At 61.5% G+C, this 19409-nt stretch carries 19 protein-coding genes and 4 tRNA genes; 14 read left to right on the top strand and 9 right to left on the bottom strand.

Annotated features, from left to right (window positions below; translation table 11 throughout):
- Window positions 1-23: 23 nt before the first annotated feature.
- A complete protein-coding gene (gene aat / locus BM186_RS09405; RefSeq protein WP_045733252.1) occupies window positions 24-704 on the bottom strand; it encodes a leucyl/phenylalanyl-tRNA--protein transferase in 681 nt (226 codons plus the stop codon).
- A gap of 55 nt (window positions 705-759) precedes the next feature.
- Window positions 760-1710, bottom strand: coding sequence for a thioredoxin-disulfide reductase (gene trxB, locus BM186_RS09410; protein ID WP_045733255.1), 951 nt, complete (start codon window positions 1708-1710; stop codon window positions 760-762).
- Window positions 1711-1903: 193 nt separating this feature from the next.
- On the opposite strand from trxB, the gene ftsK reads away from it, so the two are divergent.
- The 6 genes from ftsK (at window position 1904) to cysG (ending at window position 9682) form a co-directional block, all read left to right on the top strand.
- Window positions 1904-4309, top strand: coding sequence for a DNA translocase FtsK (ftsK, locus tag BM186_RS09415; RefSeq protein WP_370731136.1), 2406 nt, complete (start codon window positions 1904-1906; stop codon window positions 4307-4309).
- A 125-nt stretch (window positions 4310-4434) separates the two neighbouring features.
- Window positions 4435-5061, top strand: coding sequence for an outer membrane lipoprotein periplasmic chaperone LolA (gene lolA, locus BM186_RS09420; RefSeq protein ID WP_017677060.1), 627 nt, complete (start codon window positions 4435-4437; stop codon window positions 5059-5061).
- Window positions 5062-5064: 3 nt separating this feature from the next.
- Complete coding sequence (locus BM186_RS09425; protein ID WP_074914891.1) at window positions 5065-6387, top strand: replication-associated recombination protein A; 1323 nt, start codon at window positions 5065-5067, stop codon at window positions 6385-6387.
- A complete protein-coding gene (gene crcB / locus BM186_RS09430) occupies window positions 6387-6767 on the top strand; it encodes a fluoride efflux transporter CrcB (RefSeq protein WP_021489173.1) in 381 nt (126 codons plus the stop codon). Before BM186_RS09425 ends, crcB begins: the two co-directional genes overlap by 1 nt.
- Window positions 6768-6847: 80 nt before the next feature.
- Window positions 6848-8128: a serine--tRNA ligase gene (gene serS / locus BM186_RS09435; RefSeq protein WP_074914894.1), complete on the top strand. Its 1281-nt coding sequence runs from the start codon at window positions 6848-6850 to the stop codon at window positions 8126-8128.
- A gap of 165 nt (window positions 8129-8293) precedes the next feature.
- The gene (gene cysG / locus BM186_RS09440) at window positions 8294-9682 is read left to right on the top strand and encodes a siroheme synthase CysG (protein WP_045733260.1); all 1389 of its coding nucleotides are present in this window, start codon (window positions 8294-8296) and stop codon (window positions 9680-9682) included.
- Window positions 9683-9736: 54 nt separating this feature from the next.
- Here the strand turns inward: cysG and BM186_RS09445 are convergent, their stop codons facing one another.
- The 7 genes from BM186_RS09445 to BM186_RS09475 all read right to left on the bottom strand — a co-directional run bounded on the left by BM186_RS09445 (window position 9737) and on the right by BM186_RS09475 (window position 13973).
- A complete protein-coding gene (locus BM186_RS09445) occupies window positions 9737-10735 on the bottom strand; it encodes a glutathione S-transferase family protein (RefSeq protein ID WP_074914896.1) in 999 nt (332 codons plus the stop codon).
- Between the two features lie 73 nt (window positions 10736-10808).
- Entirely contained in the window at window positions 10809-11804 is a 996-nt protein-coding gene (locus BM186_RS09450) for a glycosyl transferase family protein (protein WP_074914898.1), read from the bottom strand.
- Window positions 11801-12136, bottom strand: a complete 336-nt coding sequence (locus tag BM186_RS09455) for a TusE/DsrC/DsvC family sulfur relay protein (protein WP_074914900.1) — start codon at window positions 12134-12136, stop codon at window positions 11801-11803. Before BM186_RS09455 ends, BM186_RS09450 begins: the two co-directional genes overlap by 4 nt.
- On the bottom strand, window positions 12133-12432 hold the full coding sequence (gene tusB / locus BM186_RS09460) for a sulfurtransferase complex subunit TusB (RefSeq protein ID WP_074914902.1): 300 nt from the start codon (window positions 12430-12432) through the stop codon (window positions 12133-12135). Before tusB ends, BM186_RS09455 begins: the two co-directional genes overlap by 4 nt.
- Window positions 12432-12791: a sulfurtransferase complex subunit TusC gene (gene tusC, locus BM186_RS09465; protein ID WP_045733264.1), complete on the bottom strand. Its 360-nt coding sequence runs from the start codon at window positions 12789-12791 to the stop codon at window positions 12432-12434. Before tusC ends, tusB begins: the two co-directional genes overlap by 1 nt.
- Entirely contained in the window at window positions 12791-13183 is a 393-nt protein-coding gene (tusD, locus tag BM186_RS09470) for a sulfurtransferase complex subunit TusD (RefSeq protein WP_074914904.1), read from the bottom strand. Before tusD ends, tusC begins: the two co-directional genes overlap by 1 nt.
- Before the next feature lie 121 nt (window positions 13184-13304).
- Window positions 13305-13973, bottom strand: coding sequence for a Bax inhibitor-1/YccA family protein (locus BM186_RS09475; protein WP_021489164.1), 669 nt, complete (start codon window positions 13971-13973; stop codon window positions 13305-13307).
- 165 nt (window positions 13974-14138) lie between these two features.
- On the opposite strand from BM186_RS09475, the gene BM186_RS09480 reads away from it, so the two are divergent.
- The 8 genes from BM186_RS09480 to BM186_RS09515 all read left to right on the top strand — a co-directional run bounded on the left by BM186_RS09480 (window position 14139) and on the right by BM186_RS09515 (window position 19391).
- Window positions 14139-14226 (top strand) — tRNA-Ser (locus BM186_RS09480).
- 164 nt (window positions 14227-14390) lie between these two features.
- The gene (gacA, locus tag BM186_RS09485; RefSeq protein ID WP_017677048.1) at window positions 14391-15035 is read left to right on the top strand and encodes a response regulator transcription factor GacA; all 645 of its coding nucleotides are present in this window, start codon (window positions 14391-14393) and stop codon (window positions 15033-15035) included.
- 2 nt (window positions 15036-15037) lie between these two features.
- Complete coding sequence (gene uvrC, locus BM186_RS09490) at window positions 15038-16861, top strand: excinuclease ABC subunit UvrC (protein WP_026088577.1); 1824 nt, start codon at window positions 15038-15040, stop codon at window positions 16859-16861.
- Between the two features lie 33 nt (window positions 16862-16894).
- Window positions 16895-17455, top strand: coding sequence for a CDP-diacylglycerol--glycerol-3-phosphate 3-phosphatidyltransferase (gene pgsA / locus BM186_RS09495; protein WP_017677046.1), 561 nt, complete (start codon window positions 16895-16897; stop codon window positions 17453-17455).
- 67 nt (window positions 17456-17522) lie between these two features.
- Window positions 17523-17598 (top strand) — tRNA-Gly (locus BM186_RS09500).
- Window positions 17599-17636: 38 nt separating this feature from the next.
- A tRNA-Cys gene (locus BM186_RS09505) sits at window positions 17637-17710 on the top strand.
- 121 nt (window positions 17711-17831) lie between these two features.
- A tRNA-Leu gene (locus BM186_RS09510) sits at window positions 17832-17918 on the top strand.
- Window positions 17919-18080: 162 nt separating this feature from the next.
- Window positions 18081-19391, top strand: coding sequence for a tyrosine-type recombinase/integrase (locus tag BM186_RS09515; protein WP_074914906.1), 1311 nt, complete (start codon window positions 18081-18083; stop codon window positions 19389-19391).
- Window positions 19392-19409: the final 18 nt, after the last annotated feature.

Consider the following 19409-nt stretch of genomic DNA (forward strand, 5'->3'; position numbering starts at 1 on the left):
GTATGCCAGGCTGCGAAGATCGACTAGGCGAGCCAATCTGCTCCGGTGGGCAGATCGAGGTGACACTTGAGGTATTCGGCGAAGCTGGCGCGCGGTATGGCCCTGGCGCCGAAGCTGTGCAGATGCTGTGTAGGCATCTGGCAGTCGATGAGGACGAAGCCCCAGTCTCGCAGCTTGCCGACCAAGGTGGCGAAACCGACCTTGGATGCATTGTCGGCACGACTGAACATGGATTCACCGAAAAACAGCTGGCCGATGGCCAGGCCGTAAAGCCCGCCGACCAGTTCGTCCCCGCTCCAGACCTCCACGGAGTGGGCGGTGCCGCGCTGATGCAGCTGCAGGTAAGCCTCCTGCATGCCGCGGGTAATCCAGGTCCCATCGGCGTAGGCGCGTGGCTCGGCGCAGGCCTGTATGACGGCGGCGAAGTTCTGGTCGAAGGTGACGCGATAATGCTGCTGGCGCAGCAGTTTGGCCAGGCTGCGGGAAACATGCAGCTCATCAGGGAACAGAACGGTGCGCGGATCGGGCGACCACCAGAGAATTGGCTGGCCATCCTGAAACCAGGGAAAGCAGCCATGTCGATAGGCACTGATCAGGCGGTCGGCGCTCAGATCGCCGCCAGCGGCCAGCAGGCCATTAGGCTCGCGCATGGCTTTAGCCAGTGGCGGGAACTGCAGTGAGTCACGTTGCAGCCAGGTGAGCATGTGCGCTTGTCCAGCGGAGGAGGGGAGGGCGAGCGGGGGCGCTCGCCCTTGTCCATCAGTTGCCGTCGAGAAACTTCTCGACATCCAGCGCGGCCATGCAGCCGGCGCCAGCGGAGGTAATGGCCTGGCGGTAGATGTGATCGGCCACGTCGCCGGCGGCGAACACACCTTCGATGCTGGTGGCGGTGGCATTGCCTTCGCTGCCGCCTTTGATCTTCAGGTAGCCGTCATGCATGTCCAGCTGGCCGACGAACAGCTCGGTGTTGGGCTTGTGGCCGATGGCGATGAACACGCCAGCCAGGGCCAGCTCCTTGGTGCTACCGTCGAGGGTGCTTTTCAGGCGCATGCCGGTCACGCCGCTCTGGTCGCCCAGCACTTCGTCCAGGGTGTGGTTCCAGTGCAGGCGCATGTTGCCGTTCTCGACCTTGTCGAACAGCTTGTCCTGCAGGATCTTCTCCGAGCGCAGTTTGTCGCGGCGGTGCACCAGGTGCACTTCCTTGGCGATGTTCGACAGGTACAGTGCCTCTTCCACAGCAGTGTTGCCGCCGCCGATCACAGCCACCACCTGGTTGCGATAGAAGAAGCCGTCGCAGGTGGCGCAGGCGGAGACGCCCTTGCCGGAGAAGGCCTCTTCCGATGGCAGGCCAAGGTACTGGGCACTGGCGCCAGTGGCGATGATCAGTGCATCGCAGCTGTAGGTGCCGCTGTCGCCCTTGAGCACGAAGGGGCGGCTCTGCAACTCGGCGGTATGAATGTGGTCGTAGATGATCTCGGTGTCGAAGCGCTCGGCGTGCTTCTGCATGCGCTCCATCAGCGCCGGGCCGGTGAGACCTTCGACGTCACCCGGCCAGTTGTCCACTTCGGTGGTGGTGGTGAGCTGACCGCCAGGCTGGATGCCGGTGATGACCACGGGCTTGAGGTTGGCGCGCGCGGCATAAACGGCGGCGCTATAACCGGCAGGACCGGAACCCAGGATGATCAGGCGGGAATGCTTGACTTCGCTCATAAAAAAACCCCATAAGCCTTTGTCACAAAAGAGAATGCGTGCTCCAATTGAGCCGCATGGAAGCTGCTGGCGGCTATGCTACACCGAAGCGGGGTGGGTGCGGGAGCTTGGCAATTGGCCTGGGCGTCAGGCTGGCCCTACAATAGGCCGCTTCGCGGTTAACCATCAGATGGACGCGCCAAGGGCGCAGGAAATGGCTGTTTTGAAGAATTCCACCACCCAGATTACCGACTGGCGTCAGAAGCTTCAGTATCGACTGAAGGAAGGCGCGTTGATCGCCCTGGGCGCTATGTGCCTGTACCTGCTGATGGCACTGTTGACCTATAACGTTGCCGACCCCGCGTGGGACAACAGCGTGCAGGTCGAACGCATCATGAATGCCGGTGGCAGCATCGGCGCCTGGCTCTCCAGCGCACTGTTCGGCGCGCTGGGTTACTTCGCCTACATCTTCCCGCTCCTGCTGGCCGCCAAGACCTGGCAGGTGTTTCGCACCCGCAATCAACCCTGGCACTGGAACGGCTGGCTGTTTTCCTGGCATAGCATCGGCCTGGTCTTCCTGATTCTTTCCGGTGCTGCGCTGGGCGATATTCATTTTGCAGCGGCCGCCGGCATGCAGGGCTCCGGTGGTGGCATGCTCGGTGCCAGCCTGGGTGATTTGGCCGTGCATGCGCTGAACGTGCAGGGCAGTACCCTGGTATTCCTGGCACTGTTTCTGTTTGGTTTGACCGTCTTCACCGATCTGTCCTGGTTCCGTGTGATGGACCTGACCGGCAAGATCACCCTCGACCTGATCGAGCTGATTCACGGCGCCATCACCGGCTGGTGGAATGCCCGTAGCGAGCGCAAGCAGATGAAGATTCAGCTGCGCGAGCTGGATGAGCGGGTCACCGAAGTGGCTGCACCAGTGGTTTCGGATCGCCGTGAGCAAGCCAAGGTCAAGGAGCGTCTGCTCGAACGCGAAGAGTCGCTGAGCAAGCACATGAGCGAGCGCGAGAAGCGCCCCGCACCGGTAATTGCGCCGCCGCCCGTGGCCAAGGCGCCAGAACCGAGCAAGCGCGTGCAGAAGGAAAAGCAGGCGCCGCTGTTCGTCGACAGCGCGGTGGAAGGCACCTTGCCGCCGATTTCCCTGCTCGACCCGGCGGAAGCCAAGAAGGTCGAGTACTCGCCGGAATCGCTCAAGGGCGTTGGCCACCTGCTGGAAATCAAACTCAAGGAATTCGGTGTCGAGGTCGCGGTGGATTCGATCCATCCTGGCCCGGTGATCACCCGCTACGAAATCCAGCCGGCCGCAGGGGTCAAGGTAAGCCGTATTGCCAACTTGGCCAAGGACCTGGCGCGTTCGCTGGCCGTGACCAGCGTGCGGGTCGTGGAAGTCATTCCCGGCAAGACCACCGTCGGTATCGAGATTCCCAACGAGAATCGCCAGATCGTGCGTTTCTCCGAAGTGCTGTCGACGCCCGAATATGATGACGCCAAGTCGCCGGTGACCCTGGCGCTGGGGCACGACATCGGCGGCAAGCCGGTGATTACCGATCTGGCCAAGATGCCGCACCTGCTGGTGGCCGGTACCACCGGTTCCGGTAAGTCGGTGGGCGTGAATGCGATGATTCTGTCGATTCTGTTCAAGTCCAGCCCGGAAGACGCCAAGCTGATCATGATCGACCCGAAAATGCTCGAGTTGTCGATCTACGAAGGCATTCCGCACCTGCTTTGCCCGGTGGTCACTGACATGAAGGAAGCGGCCAACGCCCTGCGCTGGAGCGTTGCCGAGATGGAGCGCCGCTACAAGCTGATGTCGAAGATGGGCGTGCGCAACCTGGCGGGCTTCAACCGCAAGGTCAAGGATGCCATCGAGGCTGGCGAGCCGTTGTCCGATCCGCTGTTCCGTCGCGAAAGCATGGAAGACGAAGCACCGCTGCTCAAACCACTGCCGACCATCGTCGTGGTTGTCGATGAATTCGCTGACATGATGATGATCGTCGGCAAGAAGGTCGAAGAGCTGATCGCGCGTATCGCGCAGAAGGCGCGTGCGGCGGGCATTCACCTGATCCTCGCCACCCAGCGCCCGTCGGTGGACGTGATCACTGGCCTGATCAAGGCCAACATCCCGACCCGCATGGCGTTCCAGGTGTCGAGCAAGATCGACTCGCGCACCATCATCGACCAGGGCGGTGCCGAGCAGTTGCTCGGCCACGGTGACATGCTCTACATGCCGCCTGGCACCAGCTTGCCGATTCGTGTTCACGGCGCCTTCGTCTCGGACGATGAAGTGCACCGTGTGGTCGAAGCCTGGAAGTTGCGTGGTGCGCCGGATTACAACGAAGACATTCTCGCCGGTGCCGAAGAGGGTGGCGGCAGCTTCGAAGGTGGCGGTGGTGAAGGCGGTGAGGGGAGCGAGGAAGACCCGCTGTACGACGAGGCCGTCAACTTCGTGCTGGAAAGCCGCCGTGCCTCCATTTCTGCCGTGCAGCGCAAGCTGAAGATCGGCTACAACCGCGCCGCACGGATGATCGAGGCGATGGAAATGGCCGGCGTGGTCAGCTCGATGAATACCAACGGTTCACGCGAGGTACTCGCGCCCGGTTCATCTCGTGACTGAGTGTTGCGTCTCGCGGATGAACCGCTGAATTCGCGGTCTACAGGATTCACGGCAGCCCAGGTGCTGCCGAGCAATGCGGGGTACGGAGTCGCCTCACCATTCTTATACGGACTCAAGGGGTTTATATGCGTGTTATTCGCCTGCTGATGCTGGCTGCTTTGAGCTTTACCCTGCTGACCGCCCAGGCTGATGAAGAGGCGGCCACCAAGCGCTTGAGCGAATTGCTCAGCCAGGCGCAAACCATCAGCGCGCGCTTCTCTCAGTTGACCCTCGACGCCAGCGGCACTCAGCTGCAGGAAACTGCAGGGCAACTGGCGCTCAAGCGTCCGGGCATGTTCCGTTGGCACACCGATCAACCCATGGAGCAACTGCTGGTCTCCAATGGCGAGAAGGTCTGGCTGTACGACCCGGATCTGGAGCAGGTCACCATTCAGACACTCGATCAACGCCTGACCCACACCCCGGCTCTGTTGCTCTCCGGCGATGTCTCGCAGATCCGTGAGAATTTCGAGATCGACTACAAGGAAGGCGGCAGCGTGGTCGACTTCATTCTCAAGCCCAAGGCCAAGGACAGCCTGTTCGACAGCCTGCGCCTGTCGTTCCGCAATCGCGTGCTCAACGACATGCAACTGATCGACAGCATCGGTCAGCGCACCAACATCCTGTTCCTCAATGTGAAGATGAACGAGCCGGTCGAAGACCATCTGTTCACCTTCGACATTCCGGAAGGCGCTGACGTCATCCAGGAGTAAGGCGTGGATCTGTTCGGTCGCCAACCCGTCGCGCAGCCCCTGGCTGCGCGTTTGCGTGCTACCAGCCTGGACGAATATGTCGGCCAGGAGCATGTGCTGGCGCCGGGCAAGCCGCTGCGCGAGGCGCTGGAGCAGGGCGCCTTGCACTCGATGATCTTCTGGGGGCCGCCTGGCGTAGGCAAGACCACCCTGGCGCGCCTGCTGGCCAAGGTCACCGATGCGCATTTCGAGACCATTTCCGCCGTGCTCTCCGGGGTCAAGGAGATTCGCCAGGCCGTCGAAGTGGCACAGCAGCACGCGGCTCAGTACGGCCGTCGCACCATTCTCTTCGTCGACGAGGTGCATCGCTTCAACAAGAGCCAGCAGGACGCGTTCCTGCCCTACGTGGAAGACGGCACGCTGATCTTCATCGGTGCTACCACCGAGAATCCCTCGTTCGAACTGAACAATGCGCTGCTGTCGCGTGCTCGCGTCTATGTGCTCAAGAGCCTCGACGAGGCCGCGATGCGCAAGCTGGTCAATCGCGCGTTGAGCGACCCGAAAGGCCTTGGCGATCGCCATCTCAGCCTGCCGGACGAGGCCTTTCAGATTCTTCTGGCTGCCGCCGATGGCGACGGCCGTCGTTTGCTCAATTTTCTCGAGAATGCCGCCGATCTGGCCGAGGACGGTGGCGAAATCGGGGTGGCGTTGCTGCAGAACCTGCTGGGCGACAGCCGCCGTCGTTTCGACAAGGGCGGCGAAGCCTTCTACGACCAGATTTCCGCGCTGCACAAGTCGGTGCGCGGTTCCAGCCCGGACGGCGCGCTGTACTGGTACGCGCGCATGCTCGATGGCGGCTGCGACCCGCTGTACATCGCCCGCCGTGTGGTGCGCATGGCCAGCGAGGACATCGGCAACGCCGATCCACGCGCCCTGACCCTGTGCCTCAATGCCTGGGACGTGCAGGAGCGTCTGGGCAGTCCTGAAGGCGAGTTGGCCGTGGCCCAGGCCATCGTCTATCTGGCCTGTGCGCCGAAGAGCAATGCGGTGTACACCGCATTCAAGGCGGCTATGCGTGACGCTGCCGAGCAGGGCTCGCAGGAGGTGCCGCTGCACCTGCGCAACGCGCCGACCAAGCTGATGAAGCAGCTCGGCTATGGCGATGAATACCGCTACGCCCATGATGAGCCGGATGCCTATGCGGCGGGCGAAGATTACTTCCCCGAAAATCTGCAGCCGCGCCAGTATTACGACCCGGTACCACGTGGCCTGGAGCAGAAGATCCGCGACAAGCTGCAGCACCTGCGCAACCTGGATGGCAACAGTCCAAGGCAGAGGAGAAAGTGATGATTCGTGTGGCGCTTGCCGTCGCTGTAGGGGGCGCGGCTGGTTCGGTTATGCGCTTCCTGGTCGCCAGCTGGGTGGCCGGCAACTGGCCCCGGCATTTCTACCTGGGCACTTTCGCGGTAAACATCATCGGGTGCCTGCTGATTGGTCTGCTGTCAGGTCTGTTCCTTACCCGTACCGACCTGTCGCTGGAGCTGCGTACCGGATTGATTACCGGGGTTTTGGGGGGCTTCACCACCTTTTCGTCTTTCAGCCTGGAAATCATGAAACTGATGGAGGGCGGTCGCGCCCTCGAAGCGCTCGGTTACCTGGCATTCAGTATCCTTGGTGGTTTGCTGGCCGCCTGGGCTGGTCTGAGCCTGGCTCGATTGGCATCCTGACCCGCTAAAGCTTTACACTCGGCAACCCGCGTCACGCTGGTGGCCGCAACCTTTTTTCGTCGATGTATTGAGACCCGAACATGCTCGATTCCAAACTTGTCCGCACGCAACTCACCGAAATCGCCGAGCGCCTCGCCACCCGTGGCTTCGCCCTTGACGTCGCCCGCTTCGAGGCCCTGGAGAGTCAGCGCAAGTCGGTGCAGGTGCGCACCGAGCAACTGCAGGCCGAGCGCAACAGCCGTTCCAAGTCCATCGGCCAGGCCAAGGCGCGTGGCGAAGATATCGCGCCGCTGCTGGCGGAAGTCGATCAGATGGGCAGCGACCTGGAAGCCGGCAAGCGTGAGCTGGATGCGATCCAGAACGAGCTGGACAACCTGCTGCTGAACATTCCCAACCTGCCGCACGAGTCCGTGCCGGTTGGCGCCGATGAAGACGGCAACGTCGAGGTGGCCCGCTGGGGCACCCCGCGCAGCTTCGATTTCGAGATCAAGGATCACGTCGCCCTCGGCGAGCAGCACGGCTGGCTGGACTTCGAGACCGCTGCCAAGCTGTCCGGCGCGCGTTTCGCCCTGCTGCGCGGCCCCATTGCGCGCCTGCATCGCGCCCTGGCGCAGTTCATGATCAACCTGCACACCGGCGAGCACGGCTACGAAGAGGCCTACACCCCGTATCTGGTGCAGGCTCCGGCGCTGCAGGGCACCGGCCAGCTGCCGAAGTTCGAGGAAGACCTGTTCAAGATCCGTCGTGAAGACCAGGCCGACCTGTACCTGATCCCGACTGCCGAAGTCTCGCTGACCAATATCGTCGCCGGTGAAATTCTCGATGCCAAGCAGCTGCCGCTGAAGTTCGTCGCCCATACCCCGTGCTTCCGCAGTGAGGCGGGCGCCTCTGGTCGCGACACCCGCGGCATGATCCGCCAGCACCAGTTCGACAAGGTCGAGATGGTGCAGATCGTCGAGCCGTCCAAGTCTTTCGAGGCGCTGGAGGGTATGACTGCCAACGCCGAGCGTGTGCTGCAACTGCTGGCGCTGCCGTACCGCAAGCTGGCGCTGTGCACCGGCGACATGGGCTTCTCCGCAGTGAAGACCTACGACCTGGAGGTCTGGGTGCCGAGCCAGGACAAGTACCGCGAGATTTCTTCCTGCTCCAACTGCGGCGACTTCCAGGCGCGCCGCATGCAGGCGCGCTACCGCAACCCGGAAACCGGTAAGCCGGAGCTGCTGCACACGCTCAACGGCTCCGGCCTGGCGGTCGGTCGCACCCTGGTGGCGGTACTGGAGAATTATCAGCAGGCCGACGGCAGCATTCGTGTGCCCGAGGTTCTGAAACCCTATATGGGCGGCATTGAAGTGATCGGCTGAGCCGGTACTAAAGCGGGGTGGTGCGGCTGCCCCGTTTACAGGCGGCGCGCTTGGCGATGGGCGTAGGGTGCGCTGTGCGCACCAAGGTCTTTCAGCCTGGTCCGGTGCGCATGGCGCACCCTAAGAGCCCGTCGTTCGCCTTCCCACCTCATTCGAGGCTGATTTATGCAATTCCTTCCGCTGTTCCACAAGCTGCAGGATCGCCTGGTACTGGTGATTGGCGGTGGTGAGGTCGCGCTGCGCAAAGCGCGCCTGCTAAGCGACGCTGGTGCTGTTTTGCATGTGGTCGCTCCGGAGATTCGTAGCGAGTTGCAGGAGCTGGCCGGTCCTGGCGGCATCTTCCTGCGTGGCTACGCGAGCAGCGACTTGCAGGGCGTTGCCCTGGTCATTGCAGCGACCGATGACGTGCCGCTCAATGCGCAGATTTCTGCCGAGGCCCAGGCGTTGGGCATTCCCGTCAACGTGGTGGATGCGCCGGCTCTGTGCAGCGTGATCTTTCCCGCCATCGTCGACCGCTCGCCGCTGATCGTCGCGGTCAGCAGTGGCGGCGATGCGCCGGTGCTGGCGCGGCTGATCCGTGCCAAGATCGAAACCTGGATTCCGGCCACCTACGGCCAGCTGGCCAACCTGGGCAAGCGCTTTCGTGAGCGAGTCAAGCAGCTGTTTCCCGACGTGCAGCAACGCCGGGTGTTCTGGGAGGATGTCTTCCAGGGTCAGATCGCTGAGAGCGTGTTTGCCGGCAAGCCGGAGGAGGGTGAGCGCCTGCTGGAGGAGCGTCTGGCCGGTGCAGCGCCACGTGCGCTGGGCGAGGTCTATCTGGTCGGTGCCGGGCCGGGCGATCCCGATCTGCTGACCTTTCGCGCCCTGCGTCTGATGCAGCAAGCCGATGTGGTGCTCTACGACCGCCTGGTGGCACCCGCCATCATCGAGCTGTGCCGTCGTGATGCCGAGCGCATCTACGTCGGCAAGCGCCGCGCCGATCATGCGGTGCCGCAGGAGCAAATCAACCAGTTGCTGATTGATCTGGCCCGTCAGGGCAAGCGTGTGCTGCGCCTGAAAGGCGGTGATCCGTTCATCTTCGGTCGTGGTGGTGAGGAGATCGAGCAACTGGCGGCGGAAGATATTCCCTTCCAGGTCGTGCCGGGTATCACCGCTGCGTCCGGTTGCGCGGCCTATGCCGGCATTCCGCTGACCCACCGCGATCATGCTCAGTCGGTGCGTTTCGTCACCGGGCATCTCAAGGACGGCAGCAGCAACCTGCCGTGGAAAGACCTGGTGGCGCCGGGGCAAACCCTGGTGTTCTACATGGGTTTGGTCGGCCTACCGGGTATCTGCGAGCAGCTGATTGCTCACGGCCGTTCAGGCGCCACGCCTGCAGCGCTGGTACAGCAGGGTACCACTCAGAATCAGCGGGTATTCACCGGTACCCTGGAGACTTTGCCGCAACTGGTGGCCGAGCATGAAGTGCACGCGCCCACGCTGGTAATAGTCGGAGAAGTGGTCACCCTGCGTGACAAACTGGCCTGGTTCGAAGGCGCCCAGAACCGCATCTGACGTGTTGTGGCTGAAGCCTCGTTATCGAGGCTTCAGCCATCATCCGCTGTCACTCTAGCGCTGAAACACACCTTTACCCGGCAGGCGCTGGCGATCATGCGCGCGAGTGAAATCCTGCTGCGGCCCTTTGGGGACCACGCCAGTCGGGTTGATGGTGGCGTGGCTGGCGTAGTAGTGCGATTTGATGTGGGTGAAGTCCACCGTCTCGGCGATGCCTGGCCACTGGTACAGCTCGCGTAGCCAGTTGGACAGGTTCGGGTAGTCCTCGATGCGTCGCAGGTTACATTTGAAGTGCCCGTGATAGACGGCATCGAAGCGGATCAACGTGGTGAACAGGCGAATGTCTGCTTCGGTCAGGTATTCGCCGGCCAGGTAGCGATTCTTGTCCAAGAGCGCATCCAGTTCATCGAGCATGGCGAACAGCTCGTCGAAGGCCTCTTCATAGGCTTCCTGGGTGGTGGCGAAGCCTGCGCGATAGACGCCGTTGTTAACCGCCGGGTAGATGCTCTCGTTGAGCTGGTCGATGCGCTCGCGTAGCGGTTCGGGATAGAAGTCCAGGTCGTTGCCTGTCAGGCCATCGAATGCGCTGTTGAACATGCGGATGATTTCCGCCGACTCGTTGCTGACGATGCCGCCGGTCTGCTTGTCCCACAGCGCGGGCACGGTGACACGGCCGCTGTAGTGGCGGTCATCGGCGGTGTAGCGCTGATGCATGTAGCTCAGGTTGTCGAGGCGATCACCGCTGGAGCCGAACTCGCGGTCGAAGGTCCAGCCCTGTTCGCGCATCAGCCAGCTCACTACGGATACATCGATCAGCGATTCGAGGCCTTTGAGTTTGCGCAGGATCAGGGTGCGGTGAGCCCAGGGGCAGGCCAGCGAGACGTACAGGTGATAACGTCCGGCTTCAGCCTTGAAGCCGCCGTCACCACTTGGCCCGGCGCTACCGTCGGCGGTTACCCAGTTGCGGCGTTGTGCGCTTTCGCGCTGGAAGCGGCCGCTATTGCCGGTGTTGTACCACTGGTCGTGCCAGCGTCCATCGATCAACAAGCCCATGACGCTTGCCTCCGTTTTGAGTGAATCTGGAGTCTAACGTTATGAACTCGATTGAACGGTGGAAAAAGCTGGCTTAAATGATCGACTGGTTAGATTGAAGGCGTGCATCCCAACGCTGCTGAGCCTGCTGGAACGCTGCTTCACGTGCCAAGCCCAGGCCACGCAATGCGACGGCCATGGTGGCGATCACCGCCAGGCGACCGTAAGGGTCATCGTGCTCGCCGCGCCAGAATGCGTCCAGCACGGCTGGGTCGAGTCGTTCGGGTTTGACATGGCGCTGCGCCGACAGCGCAGGCCATTCTTCGTCCCAGTTCTCGCTATCGAGGGTGCCGTAGAGATGGCATGCGCCGTCCGGGTTGACCTCGATCTCGCCGCCTTCGCCCTTGATCACGATGGCATGGTCACCGAGCAGCCCACTGGCTTCGCGATGCACGGCCTGATAACCGGGATGGAAGATGCTTTGCAGCCCGCAGCGGGCGCCGAGCGGGTTGATCACACGGGCCAGGGAATGGATCGGCGAGCGCAGGCCCAGGGTGTTACGCAGGTCGATCATGCGTTGCAGCGCCGGCATCCAGTTGCCCAGGTAGCTGTAGGCCAGGTTGTGCTTGTCGAGCGCTGTTTCAACTGCCTGCCAGCCGTCGCAGCAAGAGATATCCAGCTGCTCCAGCAATTGTTCGGTATACATACGACCTGCGGTATGGGCGCCGCCGCCGTGCATGAAGATGCGCACGCCGCTGGCGGCCAGCGCCTTGGCCGCCAGCAGGTACCAGGGCAGGTGGCGCTTCTTGCCGGCATAGCTGGGCCAGTCCAGGTCGACCTGAATATCGGGGGCGGCGAGTCGTGGGCGGATGGCCTCGGTGAAGCCGGCTAGCTCCTCGGCGCTCTCTTCCTTGTGCCGCAGCAGCATCAGGAAGGCGCCGAGCTGGGTGTCCTCGACCTTGCCGTCGAGCAGCAGGCCCATGGCTTCGCGGGCTTCCTCGCGGGTCAGGCCGCGGGCGCCGCGCTTGCCCTTGCCAAGAATGCGCACGAACTGGGCGAAGGGGTGTTCGGCGGGCGTGATCAGGTTCATAGGCAATTGGTCGGTTTCGGCAGGCCGGCGAGCTTGGCGGCGAGTTTGGCGGGGGTGCCCTTGAACAGGCGATTGAGGTGCAGACTGTTGCCTTTGTCCGGGCCCAGTTTCAGGGCTGCGTACTTGATCAACGGACGGTTGGCCGGCGATAGCTGAAACTCGGCGTAGAAGGCGCGTAGCAATTCGAGAATTTCCCAGTGTTCTTCACTCAGCTGCAACTCTTCCGCTGCGGCCAGGGCCTCGGCTACGGGGTTTGACCAATCCTGCAGGTCGACCAGGTAGCCGTCCTTGTCCAGGGCTATTTCGCGTCCGGCGACATTGAGCGTGTTCATAGCCAGCTGTTGACCTTGGCGTAGCGGGCGCACAGTTCGACGAACCCTGGATAGTCCACGACCTGCGCGCGCTCGGGCGCCTGCAGGCCGCGGGCGGTCAGGTCTTCGCCCAGCGCATAGAGCGAGACGCTGGCGGGCATCAGTTGCAGCGCCTGCAGGTTGGCTGTGCCTGGCTGCAGCGCGTAGACCGCATCGCCGCTGAGCAGCAGGCCATCAGCGGCACCCAACAGACGCAGGCAGCTGGCCAGGCGGCTATCGGCGAACGGCGAATGGGAAAGTATGTGCAGGGTGGCCATTAGAGGGTGATCACCTGGTCATAACGATCAAGGAGGGCGGTCAGCGCGCTGTCGTCCAGTCGCTCTACCGCCAGATTCAGTTCGGCATCGCTCAGGCCGCGCTCGGCCAGGCTGCGTTGGCTGGCGTACAGATCTTCTACGCCGAACATCGGCAATGCCTGTAGGTTCGCGCCAAGGTCTTTTTGCTGTAGCGCACCAGGTTGCTGCGCTTTGCTTAGCTGGAACACGCCGTCGTCGAGAAACAGCATGCCGATGGGCAGGTCGAAGGCGCCGCCGGCCAGGGCGATATCCAGCGCCTCACGGGCTCCAGGGCCGCTCCAGGGCGCCTGACGGCTGATGATCAGTAGAGACTTGCTCACTATTGGCCTCCAAAGCAGATCAGTCGGTCGGCCTGTTGCGCGGCTTCATGCAGTTGCCCTAATCCGGATAGCTCCCAGGGTGCTTCCAGATTGGCAGCCGGCCTGGCATAGCGCTGTGCTTCTTCGGTGTTGAGCACACCGCGACGCAGGGCAGCGGCGATACAGATCACAGCGTCCAGCTCGTTTTCGCTGACGAATTCGCGCCATTCCTTAGGCAGATCCAGCTCGTCCTGCGGGCTGACCACGTTGCTGGCGGCACTGTGCACGCCGTCCTGATAGAAGAACAGGCGAACGATTTCGTGGCCACCGGCCAATGCTGCCTGGGCAAAACGCAGTGCGCGTCGTGAGGCGGGCAGGTGAGGGGCGGCAAACAGGGCGATAGCAAACTTCATGGGGCGTCCGGCGAGGCAAAACTGGGCCAATGATAAGGCCAGGGTGCCCGGCAAACAAAGGCAGCTGACGGCCGCGCAAGAAAAAGCCCGCCGAAGCGGGCTTGAAGGGGGACGAAAGCTATCAGTCGTCGCCGCCCATGATGCCGAAGATCTGCAGCAGGCTGACGAACAGGTTGTAGATCGATACGTACAGGCTGATGGTGGCCATGATGTAGTTGCGCTCACCACCATGGATGATGGCGCTGGTCTGGAACAGGATGCAGGCCGAGGAGAACAGCACGAAGCCAGCGCTGATCGCCAGCTGCAAGCCGCTGATCTGGAAGAAGAAGCTGGCAACCACGGCGCCCAGCAGAACGAAGAAGCCTGCGGTGATGAAACCGCTGAGGAAGCTCATGTCCTTGCGGGTGGTCAGCACGTAGGCAGACAGGCCGAAGAACACCAGCGCGGTCATGGTAAAGGCGGAGCTGATGACTTCAGCGCCGTTCGCCATGCCCAGGTAGCGATTGAGGATCGGGCCCAGGGTGTAACCCATGAAACCGGTCAGTGCGAGGGTAGAAAGCAGGCCCCACGAAGAGTTGCGCAGCTTGGCAGTGAGGAAGAACAGGCCGTAGAAGCCGATCAGCACAACGAAGATGTTCGGATAAGGAACATTGGCACGCTGCGAGATAAAGGCAACCAGGCCGCTGAATGCCAGAGTGATGGCCAGTAGGCCGTAGGTATTGCGCAGAACACTGCTGACTTCCTGTTGCTCAACCTGAGAATGGTTGAGTGCATAATCTCGCTCTTGCATGGCGACGCTCCTGTGGCTACGAGGCTTTAGATCCAGATGTACCGGATCATAACAGAGCAGGGTTGCCTGCCAAGACTTAGAGTTTGACAGTGTGTTGCGTTCCGGTAAGATTGCCGCCCGCACTGCTGCGGAGGGTTGAGCGTTAGCCTCCGCACTCAAGAATCTGGAAGCGTGGCCGAGTGGTTTAAGGCAACGGTCTTGAAAACCGTCGATGGGCAACTATCCGTGAGTTCGAATCTCACCGCTTCCGCCAAATCTCCAAAATTGCCACGACGCAATTGCTGATCCTAATCTGGCGCTTGCTTTTTGACTCCCGTGCGCCAAGCTAGGTCAGGCCCTGGCTTTTTGTTAAGGTGACCGGCAAGTTCAATCTCACCGTCGTTGCACGGTGGCTGACAAGGTGCAACGAGGTGGCGATTGATTAGGGTCCTGGTTGTCGACGATCACGATCTGGTCCGCACGGGCATTACCCGTATGCTGGCCGATATCGACGGTCTGCAAGTCGTGGGCGAAGCCTGCACTGGCGAAGAAGCCCTGCTCAAGGTTCGCGAACTCAAGCCCGACGTCGTCCTGATGGACGTCAAGATGCCCGGCATCGGCGGCCTGGAAGCCACCCGTAAGCTGATGCGTAGCCATCCCGACATCAAGGTTGTCGCCGTTACCGTGTGCGAGGAAGATCCTTTCCCGACGCGCCTGCTGCAGGCGGGCGCCGCTGGTTATCTGACCAAGGGTGCGGCGTTGGATGAGATGGTGCAGGCCATTCGCCTGGTATTCGCCGGCCAGCGCTACATCGACCCGCAAATCGCCCAGCAACTGGCGCTGAAATCCTTCCAGCCGCAGAACAGTGGTTCGCCATTCGACCTGTTGTCCGAACGTGAAATCCAGATCGCGCTGATGATCGCCAACTGCCACAAGGTGCAGAACATCTCGGACAAGCTGTGCCTGTCGCCGAAGACGGTCAATACCTACCGCTATCGCATCTTCGAGAAGCTCTCCATCACCAGCGATGTCGAGCTGGCTCTGCTCGCGGTGCGCCACGGCATGGTCGACGCCGTCAGCTGAAAATGTCTGCCCCATTCGATCCGAGTGCCTTCCTGGCGACCTGCAGTGGTCGCCCCGGCGTCTATCGCATGTTCGATAGCGAGGCTCGCCTGCTGTATGTCGGCAAGGCGAAGAACCTCAAGAAGCGTCTCTCCAGTTACTTTCGCAAGACCGGTCAGGCACCCAAGACGGCCGCGCTGGTCGCACGTATCGCGCAGATCGAAACCACCATCACCGCCAACGAGACCGAGGCACTGCTGCTCGAGCAGACCTTGATCAAGGAATGGCGGCCGCCTTACAACATCCTGCTGCGCGACGACAAATCCTACCCTTACGTGTTTCTCTCCGACGGCGACTTTCCACGGCTCGGCATTCACCGGGGGGCGAAGAAAGCCAAGGGGCGCTATTTCGGCCCTTATCCCAGTGCATTGGCGATTCGCGAGAGCCTGAGCCTGCTGCAGAAGACCTTTCTGGTTCGCCAGTGCGAGGACAGTTACTACAAGAACCGCACGCGACCTTGCCTGCAATACCAGATCAAACGCTGCAAAGGTCCCTGCGTCGGCTTGGTCAGTCCTGAGGAGTACGCCGAGGACGTGCGCCACTCGGTGATGTTTCTCGATGGCCGCAGCAATGCACTGAGCGAGGAGCTCTCGGCCAGCATGGAAAAGGCCTCGATGGCCCTGGAGTTCGAGCGCGCCGCTGAGCTGCGTGATCAGATCTCCATGCTGCGCCGCGTGCAGGACCAGCAAAGCATGGAAGGTGGTACCGGCGACGTCGACGTGGTCGCGGTAATGCTCACCCCCGGTGGCGCCTGCGTGCACCTGATCAGCGTGCGTGGCGGGCGCGTGCTGGGTAGCAAGAATTTCTTCCCGCAGGTGGCGATCGAAGAGGAGGGTGGCGACGTGCTGATGGCCTTCCTTGCTCAGTACTACCTGGGTAATGCCGAGCGCGACCTGCCCAGCGAGCTGATCGTCAACGTGCAGCATGAAGACTTCGCCACGCTGATCGAGGCCATCGAGTCGCTACGCGGCCGTAGTCTCAGCATCAGTTTGCGCGTGCGTGGCACGCGAGCCCGTTGGCAGCAGCTCGCAGTGACCAACGCCGAACAGGCGCTGGCAGCGCGTCTGGCCAACCGGCAGCATCTGGCCGAGCGTTTCGAGGCGCTGGCTACCGTGCTGGAAATGGACGAGCCGCCGCAGCGCATGGAATGCTTCGATATCAGCCATTCCAGCGGTGAGGCGACGGTCGCCTCCTGCGTGGTATTCGGTCCCGAAGGCCCGCTGAAATCCGATTACCGTCGCTTCAATATCGAGGGCGTGACCGCCGGCGACGACTACGCCGCGATGCACCAGGCGTTGACTCGTCGCTTCAGCAAGATCAAGGATGGTGAAGGCAAGTTGCCCGATGTGCTGCTGGTGGACGGCGGCAAGGGGCAGTTGGCCATGGCGCGCGAGGTGCTACAGGAACTGGCCGTGCCGGATCTGATTCTGCTTGGTGTGGCCAAGGGCACAACGCGCAAACCTGGCCTCGAAGTGCTTTACCTGAACGACGCCGAGCATGAGTTCACCTTGCCCGGCAATTCCCCAGCGCTGCATCTGATCCAGCAGATCCGTGATGAATCGCACCGTTTTGCGATTACTGGGCATCGTGCTCGCCGCGGTAAGACGCGGCGCACCTCGACCCTGGAAGAAGTAGCAGGGATCGGCCCGAAGCGGCGGCGCGAGCTACTCAATCACTTTGGTGGCCTGCAGGAATTGTCCCGTGCCAGTGCCGAAGAAATTGCCAAAGCGCCCGGAATCAGTAAAAAGCTCGCCGAGTTGATTTATGACACTCTGCACAGCGAGTAGAATGCCCGCTCACCTCGCAGCCTAGTTGTGCCGATGAATATCCCCAACTTGCTTACCGTGCTCCGGGTCGCGCTGATCCCGGTCTTTATCCTGTTGTTCTATTTACCGTTCTCCTGGAGCTATTGGGCTGCCAGCGGCGTCTTCGCGATTGCCGCCGTGACCGATTGGCTCGATGGCTACCTGGCCCGCCGCTGGGAGCAGGGCACGCCTTTCGGCGCCTTCCTCGACCCGGTCGCAGACAAGTTGATGGTGGCTGTGGCGTTGGTGCTGCTGGCGGCCGAACACTCCAATCTCTGGCTGACCCTGGCTGCCGCGACCATCATCGGGCGCGAGATAGTCGTCTCAGCGTTGCGTGAATGGATGGCCGAGCTCGGTGCTCGGGCGCATGTCGCGGTGTCCAACCTTGGCAAGTGGAAAACCGCAGCGCAGATGCTGGCGCTGGTCATCCTGCTGGGTAATCCACCGGTGTTCACCTTCTGGGTCGTGCTCGGATATATCTTGCTGGTGGTCGCAGCCGTGCTCACATTGTGGTCGATGCTGCAGTACCTGTTGGCCGCCTGGCCGCACCTCAGCACCACCTCGGAAAAGAAATAAGTATTTTTGAATCAAAGGGTTGACGGCGCGATTCGATTCTATAGAATGGCGCCCGTCGACAAGACAAGCGGGAATAGCTCAGTTGGTAGAGCACGACCTTGCCAAGGTCGGGGTCGCGAGTTCGAGTCTCGTTTCCCGCTCCAGTTTTACACGAGTCGCCAAGGCGGCTCGTTTGCTTCATGGCTGAGTTGCAGAGTGGTTATGCACCGGATTGCAAATCCGTGAACGCCGGTTCGATTCCGACCTCAGCCTCCAATTCGAAAAGCCTCGTAGATCACTGATCTACGAGGCTTTTTTCATTATCCCGGGCAGGCGTTGCGTGCCTTGCGGGTAAGCGAAGGGCTGTATATAGTCCAGCCCTTCGCACAGCGCTACCGCCCGAATGGCGAAATCGGTAGACGCAGGAGACTTAAAATCTCTCGCTCGCAAGGGCGTGCCGGTTCGAGTCCGGCTTCGGGCACCATTGACATGATTTCAGATGTTCCCTATTGAACCTGAAACCCACTAAAACCGGCACTCTAAGCCGGTTTTTTTGTGCCCGTATGTTTTCAAATGATTCTGTACAACCCCTAATTTTAGGGATACGTTTAGGGATACGGATGGTTCGACGGAAAAACGTATCCCTATGGCTCGCACTGTAACGCCGCTCACAGACCCTAAATGTGAGGCCGCAAAGGCCCGCGACAAGGAATACAAGCTATTCGACGGGCAGGGCCTCTATCTGCTGGTCAAGCCGACGGGGGTTAAGTCCTGGCGGTTCAAGTACACCAAGCCGGACGGGCGGGCCGGGTTGACTGCTTTCGGGAACTATCCAGCTTTGACGCTGAAAGGGGCGCGCACCCGTCGTGCCGAGGCGCTGGCATTGCTCGCCGAGGGCATCGACCCGGTAGAGGCTGCCAGGCTGGCTAAAGTCGAAGAAGCAGCGAAGAGCACCAACACTTTCGAGGCGGCGGCTAGGGCCTGGCATAAGGCCGGGGCGGCGAAGTGGTCGGCCGGGCATGCGGCCACTGTACTTAGTCGCATCGAATCGCACCTATTGCCTGAACTTGGCGCGCGCCCACTGGCTGACCTGAAGAGTATCCCGCTGCTGATGAAGCCGCTGAAAGCTGCCGAAGCCGCCGGCAAGCTGGAGCTGGCCGGCCGCCTACGTCAGTACATCGACGGCATCATGAGGCTGGCAGTGCAGCACGGCCAAATCGACTACAACCCCGCTCGCGACCTATCGGGGGCCACGGCCACCAGAAAGGCCGTGCATCGTCCCGCGCTGGCACTTGAGCGCCTGCCTGAGCTGCTAGGGCGAATTGAAGCCGACCAAGGACGGGCCTTGACTAGCCTTGCTGTGCGTTTGGCTTTGGTGGTGTTCATTCGCTCCAGTGAGCTACGGTTTGCCCGCTGGCCCGAGGTGGACTTTAAACGCGCACTCTGGACGATACCGGGCGAGCGCGAAGCTATCGAAGGGGTGAAGTTCTCGCAGCGCGGCGCAAAAATGAGAACGCCCCATCTGGTGCCGTTGTCGCGGCAAGCCCTGGGGCTGCTTGGCCAAATCCACGTCCTATCCGGCAGTTATGAACTGGTGTTCCCCGGTGACCACTACCACTACAAGCCGATGAGCGAAAACACCATCAATAAGGCGTTACGACGCATGGGCTACGACACCAAGACGGAGCTTTGTGGTCACGGTTTCCGGGCCATGGCATGCAGTGCCCTAGTCGAGTCGGGCCTTTGGTCGCGGGACGCGGTAGAGCGCCAGATGAGCCACCAAGAACGCAACGGTGTACGAGCCGCTTACATTCACAAGGCCGAACATTTAGAAGAACGCCGGCTGATGGTGCAGTGGTGGGCCGATTACCTCGACGCAAATCGTGAGCAGCATGTGACACCGTATGACTTCGCGAACCGGGGCGGGACGAACGTGGTGGCAATCAAGCGGGCCTGATTTCAAACGCAGGCAAAA

Source organism: Ectopseudomonas toyotomiensis (assembly GCF_900115695.1).
GTDB lineage: Bacteria > Pseudomonadota > Gammaproteobacteria > Pseudomonadales > Pseudomonadaceae > Aquipseudomonas > Aquipseudomonas toyotomiensis.

Excerpts from the sequence above, each read along its gene's own strand:
- crcB (WP_021489173.1), top strand. The coding sequence starts at position 6,387 with ATGATTCGTGTGGCGCTTGCCGTCGCTGTAGGGGGCGCGGCTGGTTCG.
- tusB (WP_074914902.1), bottom strand. The coding sequence starts at position 12,432 with ATGGCCACCCTGCACATACTTTCCCATTCGCCGTTCGCCGATAGCCGC.
- BM186_RS09475 (WP_021489164.1), bottom strand. The coding sequence starts at position 13,973 with ATGCAAGAGCGAGATTATGCACTCAACCATTCTCAGGTTGAGCAACAG.
- pgsA (WP_017677046.1), top strand. The coding sequence starts at position 16,895 with ATGAATATCCCCAACTTGCTTACCGTGCTCCGGGTCGCGCTGATCCCG.
- BM186_RS09515 (WP_074914906.1), top strand. The coding sequence starts at position 18,081 with ATGGCTCGCACTGTAACGCCGCTCACAGACCCTAAATGTGAGGCCGCA.
- ftsK (WP_370731136.1), top strand. The coding sequence starts at position 1,904 with ATGGCTGTTTTGAAGAATTCCACCACCCAGATTACCGACTGGCGTCAG.
- BM186_RS09455 (WP_074914900.1), bottom strand. The coding sequence starts at position 12,136 with ATGAACACGCTCAATGTCGCCGGACGCGAAATAGCCCTGGACAAGGAC.
- BM186_RS09445 (WP_074914896.1), bottom strand. The coding sequence starts at position 10,735 with ATGGGCTTGTTGATCGATGGACGCTGGCACGACCAGTGGTACAACACC.
- tusD (WP_074914904.1), bottom strand. The coding sequence starts at position 13,183 with ATGAAGTTTGCTATCGCCCTGTTTGCCGCCCCTCACCTGCCCGCCTCA.
- aat (WP_045733252.1), bottom strand. The coding sequence starts at position 704 with ATGCTCACCTGGCTGCAACGTGACTCACTGCAGTTCCCGCCACTGGCT.
- uvrC (WP_026088577.1), top strand. The coding sequence starts at position 15,038 with ATGTCTGCCCCATTCGATCCGAGTGCCTTCCTGGCGACCTGCAGTGGT.
- serS (WP_074914894.1), top strand. The coding sequence starts at position 6,848 with ATGCTCGATTCCAAACTTGTCCGCACGCAACTCACCGAAATCGCCGAG.
- cysG (WP_045733260.1), top strand. The coding sequence starts at position 8,294 with ATGCAATTCCTTCCGCTGTTCCACAAGCTGCAGGATCGCCTGGTACTG.
- BM186_RS09450 (WP_074914898.1), bottom strand. The coding sequence starts at position 11,804 with ATGAACCTGATCACGCCCGCCGAACACCCCTTCGCCCAGTTCGTGCGC.
- lolA (WP_017677060.1), top strand. The coding sequence starts at position 4,435 with ATGCGTGTTATTCGCCTGCTGATGCTGGCTGCTTTGAGCTTTACCCTG.
- trxB (WP_045733255.1), bottom strand. The coding sequence starts at position 1,710 with ATGAGCGAAGTCAAGCATTCCCGCCTGATCATCCTGGGTTCCGGTCCT.